Here is a 19,467-nt window from a genome sequence, read left to right as displayed (position 1 = left end):
CGGCGCGGTTCGCCGAAGGGGTACGTGCGGTCCTGAGCGACGAGGTACGTGCGGTCCTGAGCGAGCAAGATAGCCAACTCCCGTGACCCGGGGGAAGACTGATGTTCGATATGCCCGATACGTTTTCGTGACCTTGTGGCCGGGCAGCTACGGCGGCCGGGGCGCGGGGCGGCCGTACCCCCGGCCCGCTTTCCGGTCGGGCGTACGGCCCCGGACTGTCACTGGCTCGGCCTAGACTCGGTAGACGATGAGCAGCCTCTTTGACGACAACTTCCTGGCGAACCTCCAGCCCCCGGAGGAAGAGCCCCCGCCGCCCGCCGAGGACTCCGCCGGCGGCCACACCGGAGGGGGCCACCCCCCGGAGGAGGTTCCGCACGACCTCTTCGGTGGTGCCTGGCACGCCACCGAGGGGGCGGCGCCCCGGCGTGAGGCGTACTACCGCGACGGCGCCCCGCGCCCCGCCGTGGACCCTGCCGCGCTGCTCGAAGGGCTGAACGCCGAGCAGCGCGCCGCCGTCGTGCACGCCGGCTCCCCGCTGCTCATCGTGGCCGGCGCCGGTTCCGGCAAGACCCGGGTGCTGACCCACCGGATCGGGCATCTGCTCGGCTCGCGCGGGGTGCACCCCGGCCAGATCCTCGCGATCACCTTCACCAACAAGGCCGCGGGCGAGATGAAGGAGCGCGTCGAGGAGCTGGTCGGCCCGCGCGCCCAGGCGATGTGGGTCATGACCTTCCACAGCGCGTGTGTGCGCATCCTGCGCCGCGAGTCGAAGAAGCTCGGCTTCACCTCATCGTTCTCGATCTACGACGCCGCCGACTCCAAGCGGCTGATGGCCCTGGTCTGCCGCGATCTGGACCTGGACCCGAAGAAGTTCCCGCCGAAGTCCTTCAGCGCCAAGATCTCGAACCTGAAGAACGAGCTGATCGACGAGGAGACCTTCGCGGGGCAGGCTGGGGGCACATCCCAGACGGAGGCCGGGGGAGGTTTCGAGAAGACCCTCGCCGAGGCGTACACGCTCTACCAGGCACGGCTGCGCGAGGCCAACGCGCTGGACTTCGACGACATCATCATGACGACGGTTCATCTGCTCCAGGCGTTCCCGGACGTCGCCGAGCACTACCGGATGCGCTTCCGGCACGTCCTGGTCGACGAGTACCAGGACACCAACCACGCCCAGTACACGCTGGTACGCGAACTGGTCGGCCCGTCCGGTGAGGGCAGGGCCCCGGGCGAGCTGTGCGTCGTCGGTGACGCGGACCAGTCCATCTACGCGTTCCGCGGGGCCACGATCCGCAACATCCTCCAGTTCGAGGAGGACTACCCGGACGCGACCACGATCCTCCTGGAGCAGAACTACCGCTCCACGCAGACGATCCTCTCCGCCGCCAACGCGGTCATCGAGCGCAACGAGAACCGCCGCGCCAAGAACCTCTGGACCGAGGCCGGCGAGGGCGCGAAGATCACCGGCTATGTCGCGGACACCGAGCACGACGAGGCGCAGTTCGTCGCCGACGAGATCGACCGGCTGACCGACGCGGGCGATGCGAAGGCCGGTGACGTCGCCGTCTTCTACCGGACCAACGCTCAGTCCCGTGTCTTCGAAGAGATCTTCATCCGGGTCGGTCTCCCGTACAAGGTCGTCGGCGGGGTCCGGTTCTACGAGCGCAAGGAGGTCCGTGATGTGCTGGCCTATCTGCGGGTGCTGGCCAACCCCGAGGACACCGTCCCGCTCCGCCGGATCCTCAACGTGCCCAAGCGCGGTATCGGCGACCGCGCGGAGGCCATGATCGACGCACTCGCCCAGCGCGAGAAGGTCGGCTTCCCGCAGGCGCTGCGCCGGGTCGACGAGGCGTACGGCATGGCGGCCCGCTCGGCCAACGCCGTGAAGCGGTTCAACGTCCTGATGGAGGAGCTGCGCACCGTCGTCGAGTCGGGCGCGGGGCCCGCCGTGGTGCTGGAGGCGGTTCTGGAACGGACCGGCTATCTGGCCGAGTTGCAGGCATCCACCGACCCGCAGGACGAGACCCGCATCGAGAACCTCCAGGAACTCGCCGCTGTCGCCCTGGAGTTCGAGCAGGATCGCAGCGACGAGGAGGGCACGGGCACGCTCGCCGAATTCCTGGAGAAGGTCGCCCTGGTCGCCGACTCGGACCAGATCCCCGACGAGGACGAGGACGGCTCAGGAGTCATCACCCTGATGACGCTCCACACGGCCAAGGGGCTGGAATTCCCCGTGGTGTTCCTGACCGGTATGGAGGACGGTGTCTTCCCGCACATGCGTGCGCTGGGGCAGGTCAAGGAGCTGGAGGAGGAGCGGCGGCTCGCCTATGTGGGGATCACACGCGCCCGCGAGCGGCTGTATCTGACGCGCTCGACGCTGCGCAGCGCCTGGGGCCAGCCCTCGTACAACCCGGCGTCGCGCTTCCTTGAGGAGATCCCCGCGCAGCATCTGGAGTGGAAGCGCCTGGGCGCGACGTCGGCCCCGGCGGGCCCGACGTCGGGGATCACCTCGTCGCTGTCGTCCTCGCTGTCCTCGTCGCGTGCGCGCGCGGGCTCCGGCGGAGCTTCGGGGTTCGCTACGCGGCGGGCCGGTGAGAAGCCGGTCATCACGCTGAACGTGGGGGACCGGGTCACGCACGACCAGTTCGGCCTGGGGACCGTGATGCAGGTGACGGGATCGGGCTCGGATGCCCAGGTCACGGTGGACTTCGGCGACGAGCGCCCGAAGAAGCTGCTGCTGCGCTACGCACCGGTCGAGAAGCTGTAGGGGGCGGGTTACGGGTCAGGGTCGGGAGTTACGGGTCAGGGCCGGAGGCTACGGGCCAGGGGTGCGCGGTGTGGCAGTCCGTGTCCCGGCGGTCCGTATCCCTGCGGTCCGTGTCCCTGCGGTCCGTGTCCCGGACGGGTCGGTTCAGGTCGGGTCGAGGCCGTGGCTGCGGAGCCACGGCAGCGGGTCGATCGCAGCGCCGCTGTGGGGCCGCACCTCGAAGTGCATATGCGGACCGGTCGAGTTACCGGAGCTCCCGGAGTACGCGATGACCTGACCCGCCTTGACGGAGCCGGACCGGATCTTGGTGCTGCTGAGATGGCAGTACCAGGTCTCGGTGCCGTCGGACGAGGTGACCATGGCCATGTTGCCGTAGGCGTTGTTCCACTGCGTACGGATGGTGCCGTCGGTCGCGGCCATGACGGGTGTTCCGTAGGAGACCGGGAAGTCGATACCGGTGTGCACGGACATCCAGTTGACCCCGGCCTGCCCGAAGTAGGCGCTCAGGCCCTTCTGCGTCACCGGCAGGACGAACTTCGGCCGCGCGGCCTCCTTGCGCGCGGCCTCATCCTCGGCCTTCTTCTTCGCCGTGGCCTGCCGCTCCTTCAGGTCGATGCGCTCCTGCGTACGGCTGGCGCGGTCGGCGAAGTCGTCGGCGCCGTGGCTGAGGTCCGCGAGCTGGCCGTCCAGCTTGCTGTTGGCGGCCACCGGCTTGACGGACGACGTGTCGGCGGCCGCCTGCGTGGCTGTGCCGCTGTCCGTGTTGCCCTCGCCGATGCCTCCGACGGTGGCGGCTGCGGCTCCGGCCACCCCCATCACACAGACGGAGGGGACCCCGATGGTCAGCAGCGCGGAGCGCTTGGCAGGCGTACGACGACGGCCTCCCCGGCCACCCGGTGCGCGGCGCGCCAGGGGGCCGGGTACGGGTACGGAGCTGGGTTCAGTGCCGAAGCCGGTGCCGGGGCCAACTCCGAAGCCGGTACCAGGTCCAGTGCTGCCGGGTTCGGTGCCGGGGTCAGTGCTGCGGGGTTCGGTGCCGGTTTCGTGGGGCAGTTCGGGCTCGCTGAACCCGCCCGGGCCGTCGTGGCCGGCGAACGCCGGGAATTCGGCGGTGTGTTCCGGCCCGGTGACATCGGCGAGGTCGACTGCGGCGAACTGCTGTGTTGCGTGCGGGGTCGGCGTAGGCGCGTGCGGGGCGGCCGTACCGGCGGAATTCCAGGCGGTGGCGTCGTGAGCACCTGTGTCGGTGTCCGGGCCATGAGCGCCGTTGGCGATCGGACCGGTGCTGTACGTGCCGGTGCCGGTGCCGGTGCCGTAACCGGCCGGGCCGTAGCCGGTCGTGTCGTGGTCAGCCGTCCCGAAGCCGGCGTTGCTGTAGCCGTCCGGCTGCGCGAGCCACTGCTGAGTGGCGGCCTGACCGTTCTCGAACTTGCTGGTGTACGCAACGGCGTTGGAGTTCCAGGCTGCCGCGTCCCACTGGCCCGTCGTGTCGTAGCTGCCCGTGTCATGACCGGCCAGGGCCTGTGCCGGAAAGCCGTAGCTCTGTGCTTGTGCTTGCGGCTGAGGCTGGAGCGGCCACTGGCCGGTCGGCTGGTACGTCGCGTCATATCCGAGCGTTCCGTGGGAACCGGTGTCCCACTGCGTGGCGTCGTACTCCCCGCTGTGTCCTGCCTGGGGGGCCTGGGGGGCCTCGTGCCTGCCGGGCGGGTAAGCGTCCGTCAGCTCACCGAAGAGCGGGTCGACGGCGAACGTGCCGGTGGGGCTGCCGGTGGCGTAGCCGTCGTTTCCGACGTACCCGGCGTGGGTGTGCTGGTCGTTCACCAACGTCTCTCTCGCCTCGGCGGCAGGGGCCCTGCCTCGGGGGCACCCCCAGGGGAAGCAGTGGCGCGACTGTACCCGGCGGTACATGGCGGCGACAATCTTCGGCAGGTACCGGACGAGCGGAAAACGGGCATTCGGCCGTCTTTCGAGGCTCCATGTGCACACCCTTGGCCGGGCGTTCGGGAAGCGTTCGACGTACCCACGTCTTTTGACTGTTCGTGCTCACTTTCTTTCGCTCGCTCTTTCACGCTTCCGGTCACCCTTTCCCGCCACGGGTCAGGCGACTGAAATGACGTTTTCCGGTGGACCGTCGGAAGCCTCGCCGGACGACTCAAGTGCCTGCCTGATGGCGGCGGCCACGGCCGGGTGCACCGGCAGGGCGAGGTGTCCGATGCCGCTGACCCTGACATTGGTGGTGATCAGATCGGGGTGGTTGATGCAGCCGGCTTCGACCGGAATCATCAGATGGTCGAGTTCGCTCCAGAAACTCACGAACCGGGTACGGCACCCGGGCGCCGGGCTGCGCAATTCCTCAATCACGTCCGAGTGGGGCAGCATCTGCCGTACGAGTGGATGGGCGCTCATCAATTGAGCGATCTGGGTCCCCTCGTGCGGCGTGCCGAGCGTGACGACCGTGTGCACCCTTCTGTCACCGTCCAGTCGCTGTACGTAGTACCGGGCGATCAGGCCGCCGAGGCTGTGTCCGACGATGTCGACGTCCTGGTGCCCCGTACGGGCGCAGATCTCCTCGATGTGCTCTCCCAGCAGCTCGGCCGCCGCCCGGATGTCGCAGGTCAGCAGCGAGTAGTTGAGCGATTCCGGATGCTGCCAGCCGTGCCGCAGGAGGGACCGGCGCAGCAGGACGAAGACGGAACGGTTGTCCACGAAGCCGTGGAGCAGCACGACGGGGCGATGTCCCTGGTCGGAAGGTGGGAGGTGCTTGACCGTGCCCTTTCCGGAACGTGGCTGTCCGGAGCCCGGCCGTCCCGAGCCCGGTTGTCCGGAGCGCGGTTGCCCGAGCGGCCGCCCGGGCGGGCTGTGGAACGGAGCACCGAAGGTTCCGCCGGCGGGCGGCCCTGTGGGGTTATCGGTGCTGTCGGAGCCACCGTCGGTGCCGCTCACGCCTGTGGTTCCTGTGGTTCCTGTGGTTCCGCCGGGCGGGGCGCTCAGTGACAGGTCGATCCGACGCTCATCGGCGATGCCGGACGGGTAGAGGAGCATATGCCCCGCCAGTACCGCCAGGTCGAGGGCTGTGGCGCGCAGTGGTACGGAGGAGACCTGGAGCTGATGCAGCAGCCATTGGGGGGAGAGGAAATCCGGCAGCACCTTCATGGGGCGACCTCCCGAACCGCGAACGGGGGCGACCTTGTCCCCGCACGCACTCATGGGTGCCACGGAAGAGTCCCTGACTGACATAACCGGCATGTCATTTTCCGTGCCATCCACCGTGCAGCCGATGGTACGGGTGATGCGGCTCTCTCGCCTTGCGGCTCCCGTCACGCGCCACCTGGGGGTGTGCCTCGGTGCCCGGCACGCTCGCCAGGCTGCCGGGCGGCCGCCGGGATCTGGCTGCCGCGCATCCGGCGCGGCGTGGGGTGTGGCGCGCAGTGAATGTGTCCCGTGTGTGATTTCCCCCTCCCTGACCGCCGTGAAACGGCTGGTTGCGGGATGCTGTGGATAACGTTCGTTCACGTTCGTTCGCATCGTGCATGGAGGCAGTGATGGGTGTGGTCGGTCCGATCCGCGTAGTGGTCGCCAAACCGGGTCTCGACGGGCACGATCGCGGGGCGAAGGTCATCGCGCGTGCGCTGCGGGATGCCGGCATGGAGGTCATCTACACCGGCCTCCACCAGACGCCCGAGCAGATCGTGGGGACCGCGATCCAGGAGGACGCCGACGCGATCGGCCTCTCCATCCTGTCCGGCGCCCACAACACGCTCTTCGCGAAGGTGATCGAACTGCTGAAGGAGCGCGAAGCGGAGGACATCAAGGTCTTCGGCGGCGGAATCATCCCGGAGGCGGACATCGCACCGCTGAAGCAGCTGGGTGTCGCTGAAATCTTCACCCCGGGCGCGACGACGACCTCCATCGTGGACTGGGTCCAGGCGAACGTACGCCAGCCCGCAGGCGCCTGACAGCCCACGGCTGACCGTTTGCTGTACGGACGGTGACCGCACGGCTGGCGACCGTGTGGCTGTTGGCCGTCGACCGCACGGGTAGTGGCTGTGCGGCCGTCGACCGTACGGGTAGTGGCTGTGCGGCCCTCGACTGTGTGGCTGTACGGCCGTCGACCGGCTGGCTGGCGACTGTATGGCTGCGCTGCTGTGTGGCTGCGCGGTCGGCTGTGCCGAGCCCTACGTCGATCTCGACCTCGGCCCCGTCCCAATGTCGGCCCTTTGGCCAACCCCGGATCGTCTTCTGACCGCCCGGCGCCTGGCCTGTCGGCGGCCTGTCGTCTGCCCTGCCCCTCTGGCTGTCCGAACCGATTGGCTGTCCGAACCGACTGCCAGTCCGAACCGACTGGCAGTCCGTGCAGCCCTGCAGCCCGTGCAGCCCGGTGGTCATCCACGCGCGGCGGCTCAGAAGCCCCGTAACCCGGCCTGCCCTGCGCCCCAGGCAACCTGTGAGACCCGGCGGTGGGTGGGTGGCCCCTGGGGACCCGGCAGGGCATCCGAGGTGACCCATGGGGCCTGGCAGGCCGTCCGATCCGTGCAGCCCGGGGCAGCAGGGCCGCTTGGGCTGCGGCTATAGTCCCCCCTTCGCCCTCCCAGGGAGTGCCCGGCGCGGTCTGTGGGGAGCCGCGGCGCGCTGTGGAACCGGTCGTGCGGCCTCACGCTCCAGCATTCATCTCCTCCGGCGAAGTCACCTCCCCTGACAGTTCTGCGGCCATCGCCGCCCGCAAGCGCAATGTCGACACCAGGCGCTGGAATGCCTCCGACCAGTAGCCACCGGCCCCGGGTGATGCGCCCTCCGGTTCATCCGGGATCGCGGTGAGGGCCTCCAGGCGTGACGCTTCCATGGGATTCAGACACCGTTCGGCCAGCCCCATGACGCCGCTGAAGCTCCACGGATAGCTCCCCGCATCACGGGCGATCTCCAATGCGTCCATTACGGCGCGGCCCAGCGGCTCCGACCAGGGGACATCGCAGACGGCCAGCAGTTGGAACGCCTCCGACAGTCCGTTCCCGGCGATGAACTCGGCCACCCAGCACGCCCGTTCGCCCTCCGGCAGTGCGGCCAGCAGCTTCGCGCGCTCAGCGAGGGAGGCAGTGCCGGGACCCGAGAGCAGGGCGCGCGACCATGCGGTGTCCCGCTGCCGCACCGCGGCCCTGCACCATGCCGCATGCAGTTCCTCGCCCCACCCGTCCGCCACCGGCAGGGCGACGATCCGGCCGGGCGGGCGGCCTCCCAGCCTGCTGCTCCACACGCCTAGCGGAGCCGCCTCCACCAGCTGGCCGAGCCACCAGGACCGCTCGCCCCGGCCGCCCGGCGGCACTGCGGAGACGCCGTCGCGCTGCATCGCCGCATCGCACTCGTGCGGCGCTTCGACCGATATCCGGGCCTGGTCCTCGGACAGGTCCAGACTGATGCACGTCATCGCGCGGTCGGCCATCCGGGCGGCGAGTGCGGACGTAGGAAGTGCGGAGAGCAGCTCGGCCGCAGTGGAGCGGACATTGCGGCTGCGATCGGCCAAGGCTCGCTCCAGGAAAGGTTCGTCCTCGACCACGAGGTCGGTGCGCAACGAGTCGAGAAACATCAGACGGTCCTCGGCACGCTCCGTGGACCACGTGGTGGTGAGCAGATCGATCCCGGCCGCCGGTGCGTCGGACCGTACAGCGGTGAGCAGCGCCACGCGCTCGGCGAACAGCCCCTCCTCCCAGAGGTTCCGGACGGCCTCCGTGTCCGTGGGCGCGGGCAGTCCAGCGCCCCCTGGCGTGCTGCGCAGCGCGAACTTCCACTCAGGGTTGAGCCTGGCGAGCCACAGGCCTCGCGCTCCGGCGAAGGCGAGCGCCTGCGGACGCAGATCCGTACGTGACCGTGCGGCGTCGAGGAGTGCGTCCAACTGCGAGGCGGGCGCACGGTATCCGTGCCGGAGCGCTACCGCGAGCCACTGGGGCAGCAACTCGGTGAGATCGGGTGCGGCGCCGCGCCGTCCACCGGAGCCCTGCGGCCCGGACCGGCCGGCCAGCAGCTGGGCCAGTCTCCGCCTGGCCGGTTCGGGCGGCTCGGGCCGTGGGTCGTCCGGGGCAGGAGGCGGTGGCACGGCTGCGACAGCGGGAAGCAGCCCCGCCCTGCGTCGCACGGTCTGCAGCGCTGCGGCGTCCAGCAGCGGGAAGTCTCCTGCCGACGTCGGCCTGCGATCGGTGCCGAGCAGAGCCGAGGTCACAAGCTCTTCCCAGGTCATGGTGTGCGTGCTGGTCATCGGTTCCCTCCTTGAGCGTGGACTCCGTGAGCATGGACATGGGCATGGGCGTGGGCATGGGCATGGGCGTGAGCAGGAATGTGAACGTGGATCAGAATGAGATGGATGCGCCGATACGCCGCTGTGCCGATGCCTGGTGTGCAGTGCACCGAGCCGCCACCGAGCCGACGCACGGCGCAGCGGCCCGCACCAGTCCGCGCTGGCCCCATCTGCCAAGTTCAGGTCAGCGGTACGGCTTCCGCCGTACCCGGCGTCCAGGCCGTGAGTGGAGTGAAGCCTCGGTGGCCGCACTCCCCGAAAACGGTGACCGGGCCGCCGCCGGAGAGCGCGGTGAGCCTCCACAGTCCGGACCTGGCCGAAGAGCCCGGCGTGAGGGGCAGGGCAGTCCCTTCCTCGGCGTCGGCCAGTTGCCAGCCGCTGCTGCCTCCGGCGCCGGGGACCGGTATGACGGACGACAGGGTTACCGGCCAGGAACTGAGCCAGGGGTCGTCACGCAGCGCCAGCCCGTACGCCCTGACGGCGGCGCCGGTCGATATCCCCTCGGGCGGGCCGGCTGCCCGTCCCGCTGGGCCGAACCGCTCGCCCAGCGCGGCCCGTAGCTGACCTGCTCCCGGGTAGGGCGTCAGCTCTGCATCCAGTGTCAGGCCCACGGGCAGAGCTGTCCCCGGTGCCCTGCCCGCTGCGCCGAAGTCCAGCAGCTGCGCTGTGCGTCCCGAGCTGCTGCCGTACAGCCAGATACGGCGGGTGGTGAGTCTTTCGTCGGAGGAGTCCTGCTGGGAGAGGACCAGCCACCTGTCCCGGACCGGCAAACCCCCGGCTGGTACGGGCAGTCCGACGCGCATACGCACCGTCGTGGCCAGCGCCTCCGGCAGCAGGTCACGCCCGAGCCAGGCCCTGTCCAGCAGATGCAGCATCGCGCACTCCTCCAGCAGCCGGGCGGGCCAGCCGTGGCCGGATGACGGGATGGCGCCCAACTCCCTTACTCTGGCGGCGAGTCCGGGGGCCTGGGCGTCGACCATGCGGGCCGCGGTCTCCTCCCACAGTCCGTACCCCGCCTGCTCCGCGCCGGCCAGCCCACTCCGCAGCAGGTCGTCCAGGCGCTGTTCCAGCTCAGTGGTGCCCGCGGTGACCCGCTCGGCCCGGCGCTCCGCCCGCCGTCTCGCCGCTTCCGGGTCCGGCTGATTCCTGGCCCCCGCACCCGGGCCACTGACGGAACTCCCCTTCTCCCGGGCTGTCCTGCGGCCTTCGAGCCACTCGGCGGCCCACCCCGGGGGCGTCACCGTTTCCCTCACCGTCACGTCCGCGGCAGCCCAGAGCAACAGCAGCCCCAGCGCGTGCTTGCACGGAAACTTCCGGCTGGGGCAAGTGCACTTGTACGCCACACCCGCTATGTCGACCACAGTCCGGTACGGCTTGCTTCCGCTTCCGCTGCACAGCCCCCACACGGCCTCCGGACCGCTCGTCCACCCCGCTTCCGACCACGGCCCGGACGAGCCCCCGAGCCTGCTCCCCGCCTTGCGTGACGCCACGTCAGGAGCCAGTGCCAGCACCTGGTCCGCGGACCAGCGCACCCCCTGCCGAACGCCCCGCCGAACGTCCTGCCGAACCCCCTGCTGATTCATGGCTCCGAAGGTACGTGCTGCCACTGACAACAGGCTCTGAGCTGCGTAAACAGTCGATTGTCAGTGCCATGGTGCACGGTGGGGACCACATCAGGTCGCCGATCTGGAGGGGGATCCATGACCACGCCCGAAAGCACCGCCGCAGAGGTTCTGAGGCCGCATGCCGAGGACGCATTCGCCCACGAACTGCGCGCGCTCGCAGCCGCCGACGACCGCCCGCGTCCCGAGCGCTGGAAGCTCTCGCCCTGGGCCGTGGCCACCTACCTCCAGGGCGGCACGCTGCCCGACGGGACGGTGATCACCCCCAAGTACGTCGGACCGCGGCGCATCGTCGAAGTCGCCGTCACCACCCTCGCGACCGACCGTGCGCTGTTGCTGCTCGGAGTTCCGGGCACCGCCAAGACATGGGTCTCCGAGCATCTCGCGGCGGCCGTGAGCGGCGACTCCACCCTGCTCGTCCAGGGCACGGCCGGGACACCGGAGGAAGCGATCAGATACGGCTGGAACTACGCGCGGCTGCTGGCCCACGGGCCGAGCCGTGAGGCCCTGGTGCCCAGCCCGGTCATGCGGGCGATGGCGGACGGGACGACCGCACGCGTCGAGGAGCTGACCCGGATCCCCGCCGATGTGCAGGACACCCTGATCACGATCCTGTCCGAGAAGACCCTGCCCATCCCGGAGCTGGGCCAGGAGACACAGGCGGTCCGCGGATTCAACCTGATCGCCACCGCCAACGACCGCGACCGCGGGGTCAACGAGCTGTCCAGCGCGCTGCGCCGGCGTTTCAACACCGTGGTCCTGCCGCTGCCTTCCACCGCCGATGCGGAGGTCGACATCGTCTCTCGGCGCGTCGATCAGATCGGCCGGTCGCTCGATCTGCCGGCCGCTGCCGAAGGCATGGACGAGATCCGCCGGGTGGTGACCGTCTTCCGCGAGTTGCGCGGCGGGGTCACTTCCGACGGGCGCACCAAGGTCAAGTCCCCTTCGGGCACGCTGTCCACAGCCGAGGCGATCTCCGTCGTCACCAACGGCCTCGCTCTCGCCGCCCATTTCGGTGACGGGGTGCTCCGTCCGTCCGATGTCGCCGCAGGTCTGCTGGGCGCGGTCGTACGCGAGCCGGCCGCCGACCGGGTGATCTGGCAGGAGTATCTGGAGACGGTGGTACGGGAGCGGGACGGCTGGAAGGACTTCTACCGGGCGTGCCGCGAGGTCTCGGTATGACCGGGACCACGGCTTGCCCCGTACCCGGTGCGCACCGCGCGCGGGAGTCCGCCGTCACCGGGCAGAGCCGTTCCCCGGCAGCGCACGAGCTGTCCGCGCGCACCGCGCACCACGTGCCGGCCGGCCCGCTGCTGCTCGGCGTCCGGCACCACGGTCCGGGTTCGGCCCGTGCGGTACTGGCCGCGCTGGACGCCGTGGTGCCCGACGCCGTGCTGGTCGAGGGGCCGCCGGAGGGGGACGCGTTGCTGCCGCTCGCAGCGGACGAGGGCATGAGGCCACCGGTGGCGCTCCTCGCCCATGTGGTGGGCGATCCGGGCCGGGCGGCGTTCTGGCCCCTGGCGGAGTTCTCCCCGGAGTGGGTGGCGATCCGCTGGGCGCAGCGACGTGGAGTGCCGGTCCGGTTCATCGATCTGCCCTCGGCCCACTCCCTGGCGATGGCCGATGAGGACCCCGCTCATGAACCTGTGGATCCGGTTGCGGACGGGCCCGGTGACAGCGGGGCCGAGGGGACTTCCGCCGGTGTGCGGATCGACCCCATCGGAGTGCTGGCCGAGACCGCAGGCTATGACGACGCCGAGCGCTGGTGGGAGGACGTCGTGGAGCACCGCGGCTCCGGTGGCCCGGGCGGCGCTCGTGGCTCCGGCGGCTCCGGCGGCTCCGGCGGTTCCGGCAGTTCCGGCGGTTCCGGCGGTTCCGGCGGTTCCGGCAGCCACGGTGGGAGCGGCGGCCCCGGTGGGCGCGGCCCGGGGAATGATCCTCTCGCGCCGTTCGCCGCACTCTCCGAAGCCATGGCGGCGCTCCGTGAGACCTACGGGGATGCGGGATTTCCCCGGGACCGGGTCCGCGAGGCGTATATGCGGATCCAACTTCGAGCGGCGAGGCGGGAGTTCGACGGCCCGGTGGCGGTCGTCTGCGGTGCCTGGCACGTTCCTGCCCTGGCGGTGAAGACCACCGTCGCGGCCGACCGGGCCCTGCTCAAGGCACTGCCCAAGGTGAAAGCAGAGATGACCTGGGTGCCGTGGACCCACCGGAGGCTCGCCCGGCGCAGCGGATACGGCGCGGGTATCGAGTCGCCCGGCTGGTACGGGCACCTGTTCGGTGCCGGTGACCGCCCGGTCGAGCGCTGGATGACCAAGGTCGCACGCCTGCTGCGCGACGAGGACCAGCAGGTGTCTTCCGCCCATGTCATCGAAGCCGTACGGCTCGCGGTGACGCTCGCCGCACTGCGCGGGCGCCCGCTGCCGGGGCTGACCGAGACGACCGACGCGGTGAAGGCGGTGATGTGCGAAGGGTCCGACGTACCGCTCGGGCTCGTCCAGGACCGGCTTGTCGTCGGCGAGGTGCTCGGAGAGGTCCCGGATGCCGCTCCTGCCGTACCTCTCCAGCGTGATCTGACCCGGGCCCAGCGTGCACTGCGGCTGCGTCCGGAAGGTGCCGGACGAGACCTGGACCTCGACCTGCGCAAGGAGACGGATGCCGGGCGGTCCCGGTTGTTGCACCGGTTGAGGCTTCTCGGGGTCGCCTGGGGCGAACCAGGCCGGGGCCGGGCGAGTACGGGCACGTTCCGGGAGAGCTGGCGGCTGCGCTGGGAACCGGAGCTGTCCCTGCGGGTTGCGGAGGCCGGCATGTGGGGGACGACCGTGCTCTCCGCCGCCACTGCCAGAGCCGCGTCCCAGGCCGTGTCCGCGACCGCCCTCGCCTCCGTCACCGCCCTTGCCGAGCAGTGTCTCCTGGCCGAACTGCCCGATGCGCTCCCGGTGGTGATGCGGGCCCTCACCGACCGCGCCGCGCTCGATACCGATGTAGGGCATCTCGCCGGTGCACTGCCCACGCTGGCCCGTTCCCTGCGGTACGGAAATGTGCGCTCCACCGGTACGGCGGCGCTCGCCGAGGTGACGGTGGGCCTGGCCGAGCGGATCTGCGTCGGTCTGCCATCGGCCTGTACGGGGCTGGACACGGACGGGGCGAACGAGATGCGGACCCATGTGGAGGGGGTCCACGCCGCGATCGGGCTGCTGCCGGATGCCGCGGGGCTGCGCGAGCGGTGGACCGAGGCGCTGCGCAGACTCTCCACTCGCGAATCCGTCACCGGGCTGATACGCGGGCGGGCTGTCCGCCTCCTGCTGGACGACGGGCAGCTCGCCGAAGAGGAGACAGCACGGCTCATGGGACTCGCCCTGTCGCCGGGCGCACCGCCCGCCGATGCCGCCGCCTGGATCGAGGGCTTTGTCGGCGGGGCCCCATGGGCGGGCACGCTCCTGGTCCACGACGAGCGGTTGCTCGGGCTGGTCGACGCGTGGCTGACGGGTGTTCCGGCGGAAGCGTTCACCGGCGTACTTCCGTTGCTGCGCCGTACGTTCTCGGCGTACGAGCCGGGCGTTCGCCGCACACTCGGCGAGCTCGTCGGACGCGGAACCGGCCCGGGTGGGGGCGGCCGGACCGGCGGAAGGAGTGGGGCCAGTGGGGACAGCGGGGCCGGGCGGGTCGGCGGGAGGGCCGAAGAATCGCTGCCCGGGTTCGGGGCCGGGCTCGATGCGGGGCGGGCTGGCGCGGTCCTGCCGGTGGTGCGGCTGCTCCTCGGCGGCTCAGCGGCCTCGCCGGCAGCCCGGGGGCCGGACGGGAAGGGAGAGACGGCCGGGTAGGTGGAGGGCCGAGCCGACGGCCGGCCGGCGGCCTGACAGGTGTCAACGATCCGATGGGGGAGCGCAGATGAACACGGTGGAGGAACGGCTGCGGCGCTGGAGGCTCGTCCTCGGGGGTGATGCGGCGGAGAGCGCCGGGGTGTCGCTCGGAGGCAGGGACGCAGCGATGGACGGGGCGCTCGGCGCGCTGTACGGCAACGGAAAGAAGGGAGGCGGACGGAGTGGCGGCCGGACGGCCGGGCTCGGGGCATCCGCACCGTCCGTCGCCCGCTGGCTGGGTGACATCCGTACGTACTTCCCGAGTTCGGTCGTCCAGGTGATGCAGCGCGATGCCATCGAACGCACAGGGCTGTCCGCCCTGTTGCTCGAACCGGAGATGCTGGAGGCCGTCGAGGCGGATGTGCACCTGGTCGGGACGCTGCTCTCGCTCAACAAAGCGATGCCCGAGACGGTCAGGGAGACGGCGCGAGCCGTCGTCCGCAAGGTGGTCGAGGAGTTGGAGAAGCGGTTCGCGGCGAAGATGCGGACCTCGGTCGGCGGTGCGTTGGACCGTTCCGCCAGGATCAGCAGACCGCGCCACCGGGACATCGACTGGGACCGCACCATCCGCGCCAACCTGAAGAACTATCTGCCGGAGTACGGCACGGTCGTTCCCGAGCGGCTCATCGGCTACGGTCACGCGGCCCGCTCGGTGAAGAAGGACGTCATCCTCTGCATCGACCAGTCGGGCTCGATGGCCGCATCGGTGGTCTATGCGTCGGTGTTCGGCGCGGTTCTCGCATCGATGCGCTCCCTCTCCACCCGCCTCGTCGTCTTCGACACGGCCTTTGTCGATCTGACGGAACAACTCGATGACCCCGTCGATGTCCTCTTCGGCACCCAACTCGGCGGCGGCACGGACATCAACAGGGCCCTGGCGTACTGCCAGAAGCAGATCACCCGGCCGACGGACACGGTGGTGGTGCTGATCAGCGACCTGTACGAGGGAGGGATACGGGACGAAATGCTGAAGCGGGTCGCGGCGATGAAGGCGTCGGGCACCCAGTTCGTCACGCTGCTCGCCCTGTCGGACGAGGGAGCACCGGCGTACGACCACGCCCATGCGGAGGGGCTGGCCGCACTGGGGGCACCCGCCTTCGCCTGTACGCCTGATCTCTTCCCGGACGTCATGGCCGCAGCGATCGAAAGGAGGCCCTTGCCCGTACCGGATACGGCGATGCGCCTGTGACCGGTACTGCGATGCGCCAGTGACCGACACCGTGATGCGCCAGTGACCGGACTCCGCTTTGCATCAGTAACCGGCTACCGCGGTGCACCGGTGCCCGGACGCCGCGGTGCACCCGCAGGAGGCCGCACGGCCGGGCCGCCGGGCGGGCGGCCGTTCATGGCGCCCCGTCCGCTGTGTCATCGGTCACCCTCGGCGACGTGGCGGACGCACTCCTCACCGGCGCTGTACCGCGTTCCTGACCGCTCCCTCGCCGCGTCGGCACAGCTCACCGGGCGGTTTCCCGGGGCGGTGGGGCCGCGCTGTCCGGGACGGGGGTTTGTGACCGTAATCACCGCGCAGGTGTGATCTGCGATTTAGGGACCCGGCGCCCACGGGGATAACCTGCGAGACGGACATGCCGCGTACTCGGACACCGTCTACGCCTCCCCAGTGACAGCGCAGTCACGTTGCCCTTCGCGGCACGCCCACGCAGACAAGTAACCGCGATCACTACTGCGACGACGATTTAAGCAAAGGGAGACGGACGCGCGTGGACCTGTTCGAGTACCAGGCGAGGGACCTCTTCGCCAAGCACGGTGTACCGGTGCTGGCCGGTGAAGTCATCGATACGCCTGAGGCGGCGCGCGAGGTGACCGAGCGTCTGGGCGGCAAGGCCGTCGTCAAGGCGCAGGTCAAGGTCGGCGGCCGTGGCAAGGCCGGCGGTGTGAAGCTCGCCTCCGACCCGGCCGACGCCGTGGCGAAGGCCGACGCCATTCTGGGCATGGACATCAAGGGCCACACGGTCCAGAGGGTCATGCTGGCCGAGACGGCGGACATCGCGGAGGAGTACTACGTCTCCTTCCTCCTCGATCGCACCAACCGCACCTTCCTCGCCATGGCCTCGGTCGAGGGCGGCGTGGAGATCGAGGTCGTCGCCGAGGAGAACCCCGACGCGCTGGCCAAGATCCCGGTCGACGCCAACGAGGGCTGCACCCCGGAGAAGGCCGCGGAGATCGTGGCCGCGGCGAAGTTCCCGGCCGAGATCGCCGGCCAGGTCGCCGACGTGCTGCAGAAGCTGTGGACCGTCTTCATCAAGGAGGACGCGCTCCTCGTTGAGGTCAACCCGCTGATCAAGTCCGGCGACGGCAAGATCATCGCCCTTGACGGCAAGGTCTCGCTCGACGAGAACGCCGACTTCCGCCAGCCCGACCACGAGGCGCTTGAGGACAAGGCAGCAGCCAACCCGCTCGAGGCTGCCGCCAAGGCCAAGAACCTCAACTACGTCAAGCTCGACGGCGAGGTCGGCATCATCGGCAACGGCGCGGGGCTCGTCATGAGCACCCTCGACGTCGTCGCGTACGCCGGTGAGAAGCACAGCAACGTGAAGCCCGCCAACTTCCTCGACATCGGTGGCGGCGCCTCCGCCGAGGTCATGGCGAACGGCCTGGAGATCATCCTCGGCGACCCGGACGTCAAGTCCGTGTTCGTCAACGTCTTCGGCGGCATCACCGCGTGCGACGAGGTCGCCAACGGCATCGTCCAGGCGCTTGAGCTCCTCAAGTCGAAGGGCGAAGCGGTCACCAAGCCGCTGGTCGTCCGTCTCGACGGCAACAACGCGGAGCTGGGTCGCAAGATCCTGTCGGACGCCAACCACCCGCTCGTGCAGCGTGTGGACACCATGGACGGCGCGGCCGACAAGGCCGCCGAGCTCGCGGCTGCGAAGTAAGGGAACAGGTCACCAACACCATGGCTATTTTCCTGACCAAGGAAAGCAAGGTCATCGTCCAGGGGATGACCGGCGCCACCGGCATGAAGCACACCAAGCTCATGCTCGCTGACGGCACCAACATCGTCGGCGGCGTGAACCCCCGCAAGGCCGGCACCTCCGTCGACTTCGACGGCACCGACGTCCCCGTGTTCGGCACGGTCGCCGAGGCCATCGAGAAGACCGGTGCCGACGTCTCGGTCCTCTTCGTGCCGCCGGCCTTCTCGAAGGCCGCCGTCGTCGAGGCGATCGACGCCGAGATCCCGCTCGCGGTCGTCATCACCGAGGGCATCGCCGTCCACGACTCGGCCGCGTTCTACGCGTACGCCAAGTCGAAGGGCGACAAGACCCGGATCATCGGCCCGAACTGCCCCGGCCTGATCACCCCCGGCCAGTCCAACGCCGGCATCATCCCGGGCGACATCACCAAGCCCGGCCGTATCGGTCTCGTCTCCAAGTCGGGCACGCTGACCTACCAGATGATGTACGAGCTCCGTGACATCGGCTTCTCGTCGGCCGTCGGCATCGGTGGCGACCCGGTCATCGGTACGACCCACATCGACGCCCTCGCGGCGTTCGAGGCGGACCCCGAGACCGACCTCATCGTGATGATCGGTGAGATCGGCGGCGACGCCGAGGAGCGTGCGGCCGACTACATCGCGAAGAACGTGACGAAGCCGGTCGTCGGCTATGTCGCGGGCTTCACGGCGCCCGAGGGCAAGACCATGGGCCACGCAGGCGCCATCGTCTCCGGCTCCTCCGGCACCGCCCAGGCGAAGAAGGAAGCGCTGGAGGCCGCGGGCGTCAAGGTCGGCAAGACGCCGACCGAGACGGCCAAGCTGGCTCGGGCGATCCTCGCCGGCGCGTAGCGGACCCGGGTTTCCCGGACAGTCCCAGCACTGCGGAGCGGGCCCGTTCCTCCTGGTTTTCAGGGGGTGCGGGCCCGCTCGTGCGTGCTGGGGCGGGAAGCCTCGGAGTTGACCGGGCGGGTGTGGTGAGGCCCGGCCGGGTCAGCGCAGTTGTGGCACCAGGCGTTCCGGGCCGTTCGCCGGGAGCGTCCGGAGCCTCTGCTGCAGCTTCTTGTCCTCGGCGGTCAGCCGCTGCGGGCCCCCGCGTGGCGGGACACCCTGCACGCGGTGCGGGGCCCCGGTCGGCCGTGCGTAGTGAGTGGGGGCCGTGACCAGCGTGAACGCCGTCAGGGCCGTCAGCAGGACAATGCTCCCGATGGTGAGCCGCGTCCAGAACCGGGTTCTGCGCTCACTCCCGGTCCGTACGGCGCGGGCCTCCGGGAGCGCGGCTTCGAGCCCGGTGAGGGCGAGGGCACCCAGGCGTTCCCGGAACTGCCCGGGTTCTTCCAGCCCGGGCAGGGACCGGGCCACGGCGGCCCGCGCGTAAAGCAGCCGGTTCGCGGCGGCGCGGGTGGTCGCCTCTGTCTCGGCCGCGGTCTCGGGGAGGTCGAGACCGAGTCCGTCGTACAGCAGCAGGGTGCGCCGGTAGGCGGGCGGCAGGCGGAGCACGGCCTCGCGCAGCGGGCCCTGTACGGGGTCCGTGGTGCGGGGGTCGGGGCGCGCGCCCTTGCGGCTCAGCCGGCGCCAGGGCGACACGGCGTACTCGTACGCCGCAGCGCGTACCCAACCCGCCGGGTCGCGGTCCGTCGCGACCTCCGGCCATCGCTGCCACGCCAGGTGGAACGCGCGCTCGACCGCCTGCCCGGCGAGACGGCGGCGACCGGTGAGCACATAGGTCTGGTGTACGAGACCGGGTGCGGCCTGGGCGTAGAGCATGTCGAAGGCTTCGGAAGGGGTGAGAGCGGGGGCGCTGGACGAATCTTCCGGGCCGGACGCGCTCGCTGCCTCTGCGGTGCTTGCCTCGGCGGCCGTTGCCTCTGTGTCCGTCGCTCCCGTGTCCGTCGCTCCCGCGCTTGTCGTCTTCGCGGCCGTTACGTCTGTCGCCGTTGCGTCCGCGGTCGTTGCGTCCGCGGCCGTTGGCTCTGCGGTCG

12 protein-coding genes are annotated in these 19,467 nt (G+C 70.2%); 7 read left to right on the top strand and 5 right to left on the bottom strand.

The window, feature by feature from the left end; all coding sequences use genetic code 11:
* Window positions 1-247 precede the first annotated feature (247 nt).
* Window positions 248-2,767 (top strand): DNA helicase PcrA, encoded by a 2,520-nt coding sequence (gene pcrA / locus ACWGKJ_RS01425; RefSeq protein ID WP_385020498.1) that lies wholly within the window; start codon window positions 248-250, stop codon window positions 2,765-2,767.
* 144 nt (window positions 2,768-2,911) lie between these two features.
* On the opposite strand, the gene ACWGKJ_RS01420 is transcribed toward pcrA, so the two are convergent.
* Both ACWGKJ_RS01420 and ACWGKJ_RS01415 read right to left on the bottom strand, forming a co-directional pair.
* Window positions 2,912-4,588, bottom strand: a complete 1,677-nt coding sequence (locus ACWGKJ_RS01420; protein ID WP_385020495.1) for a peptidoglycan DD-metalloendopeptidase family protein — start codon at window positions 4,586-4,588, stop codon at window positions 2,912-2,914.
* A 276-nt stretch (window positions 4,589-4,864) separates the two neighbouring features.
* Window positions 4,865-5,920: an esterase/lipase family protein gene (locus ACWGKJ_RS01415; protein ID WP_385020492.1), complete on the bottom strand. Its 1,056-nt coding sequence runs from the start codon at window positions 5,918-5,920 to the stop codon at window positions 4,865-4,867.
* A 389-nt stretch (window positions 5,921-6,309) separates the two neighbouring features.
* Here ACWGKJ_RS01415 and ACWGKJ_RS01410 point away from each other — a divergent pair, with 389 nt between their 5' ends.
* Window positions 6,310-6,723 (top strand): cobalamin B12-binding domain-containing protein, encoded by a 414-nt coding sequence (locus ACWGKJ_RS01410; protein ID WP_385020489.1) that lies wholly within the window; start codon window positions 6,310-6,312, stop codon window positions 6,721-6,723.
* A gap of 695 nt (window positions 6,724-7,418) precedes the next feature.
* Here ACWGKJ_RS01410 and ACWGKJ_RS01405 read toward each other — a convergent pair.
* On the bottom strand, window positions 7,419-9,011 hold the full coding sequence (locus ACWGKJ_RS01405; RefSeq protein WP_385020486.1) for a DUF5691 domain-containing protein: 1,593 nt from the start codon (window positions 9,009-9,011) through the stop codon (window positions 7,419-7,421).
* A 218-nt stretch (window positions 9,012-9,229) separates the two neighbouring features.
* Entirely contained in the window at window positions 9,230-10,633 is a 1,404-nt protein-coding gene (locus ACWGKJ_RS01400; protein WP_385020483.1) for an SWIM zinc finger family protein, read from the bottom strand.
* 117 nt (window positions 10,634-10,750) lie between these two features.
* Between ACWGKJ_RS01400 and ACWGKJ_RS01395 the strand changes: the two genes are divergently transcribed.
* The 5 genes from ACWGKJ_RS01395 to sucD all read left to right on the top strand — a co-directional run bounded on the left by ACWGKJ_RS01395 (window position 10,751) and on the right by sucD (window position 18,337).
* Window positions 10,751-11,854 carry an ATP-binding protein gene (locus ACWGKJ_RS01395; RefSeq protein ID WP_385020480.1) on the top strand — a complete coding sequence of 368 codons (1,104 nt, stop codon included), beginning with the start codon at window positions 10,751-10,753 and terminating at the stop codon, window positions 11,852-11,854.
* The gene (locus ACWGKJ_RS01390) at window positions 11,851-14,496 is read left to right on the top strand and encodes a DUF5682 family protein (protein ID WP_385020477.1); all 2,646 of its coding nucleotides are present in this window, start codon (window positions 11,851-11,853) and stop codon (window positions 14,494-14,496) included. Before ACWGKJ_RS01395 ends, ACWGKJ_RS01390 begins: the two co-directional genes overlap by 4 nt.
* Before the next feature lie 67 nt (window positions 14,497-14,563).
* Window positions 14,564-15,724 (top strand): VWA domain-containing protein, encoded by a 1,161-nt coding sequence (locus ACWGKJ_RS01385; protein ID WP_385020474.1) that lies wholly within the window; start codon window positions 14,564-14,566, stop codon window positions 15,722-15,724.
* A gap of 529 nt (window positions 15,725-16,253) precedes the next feature.
* Window positions 16,254-17,429: an ADP-forming succinate--CoA ligase subunit beta gene (sucC, locus tag ACWGKJ_RS01380; protein ID WP_327295775.1), complete on the top strand. Its 1,176-nt coding sequence runs from the start codon at window positions 16,254-16,256 to the stop codon at window positions 17,427-17,429.
* Window positions 17,430-17,449: 20 nt separating this feature from the next.
* Window positions 17,450-18,337: a succinate--CoA ligase subunit alpha gene (gene sucD / locus ACWGKJ_RS01375; RefSeq protein WP_385020471.1), complete on the top strand. Its 888-nt coding sequence runs from the start codon at window positions 17,450-17,452 to the stop codon at window positions 18,335-18,337.
* Between the two features lie 141 nt (window positions 18,338-18,478).
* On the opposite strand, the gene ACWGKJ_RS01370 is transcribed toward sucD, so the two are convergent.
* On the bottom strand, window positions 18,479-19,252 hold the full coding sequence (locus ACWGKJ_RS01370) for a sigma factor-like helix-turn-helix DNA-binding protein (RefSeq protein ID WP_385020468.1): 774 nt from the start codon (window positions 19,250-19,252) through the stop codon (window positions 18,479-18,481).
* Window positions 19,253-19,467 lie beyond the last annotated feature (215 nt).

Source organism: Streptomyces sp. NPDC054757, from assembly GCF_053612185.1.
This window is presented reverse-complemented; position numbering and strand designations above follow the sequence as displayed.

Coding starts and splice junctions, on each gene's coding strand:
- ACWGKJ_RS01390 (WP_385020477.1), top strand. CDS start 11,851: ATGACCGGGACCACGGCTTGCCCCGTACCCGGTGCGCACCGCGCGCGG.
- ACWGKJ_RS01385 (WP_385020474.1), top strand. CDS start 14,564: ATGAACACGGTGGAGGAACGGCTGCGGCGCTGGAGGCTCGTCCTCGGG.
- ACWGKJ_RS01415 (WP_385020492.1), bottom strand. CDS start 5,920: ATGAAGGTGCTGCCGGATTTCCTCTCCCCCCAATGGCTGCTGCATCAG.
- sucD (WP_385020471.1), top strand. CDS start 17,450: ATGGCTATTTTCCTGACCAAGGAAAGCAAGGTCATCGTCCAGGGGATG.
- ACWGKJ_RS01400 (WP_385020483.1), bottom strand. CDS start 10,633: ATGAATCAGCAGGGGGTTCGGCAGGACGTTCGGCGGGGCGTTCGGCAG.
- ACWGKJ_RS01370 (WP_385020468.1), bottom strand. CDS start 19,252: ATGCTCTACGCCCAGGCCGCACCCGGTCTCGTACACCAGACCTATGTG.
- ACWGKJ_RS01395 (WP_385020480.1), top strand. CDS start 10,751: ATGACCACGCCCGAAAGCACCGCCGCAGAGGTTCTGAGGCCGCATGCC.
- ACWGKJ_RS01405 (WP_385020486.1), bottom strand. CDS start 9,011: ATGACCAGCACGCACACCATGACCTGGGAAGAGCTTGTGACCTCGGCT.
- pcrA (WP_385020498.1), top strand. CDS start 248: ATGAGCAGCCTCTTTGACGACAACTTCCTGGCGAACCTCCAGCCCCCG.
- ACWGKJ_RS01410 (WP_385020489.1), top strand. CDS start 6,310: ATGGGTGTGGTCGGTCCGATCCGCGTAGTGGTCGCCAAACCGGGTCTC.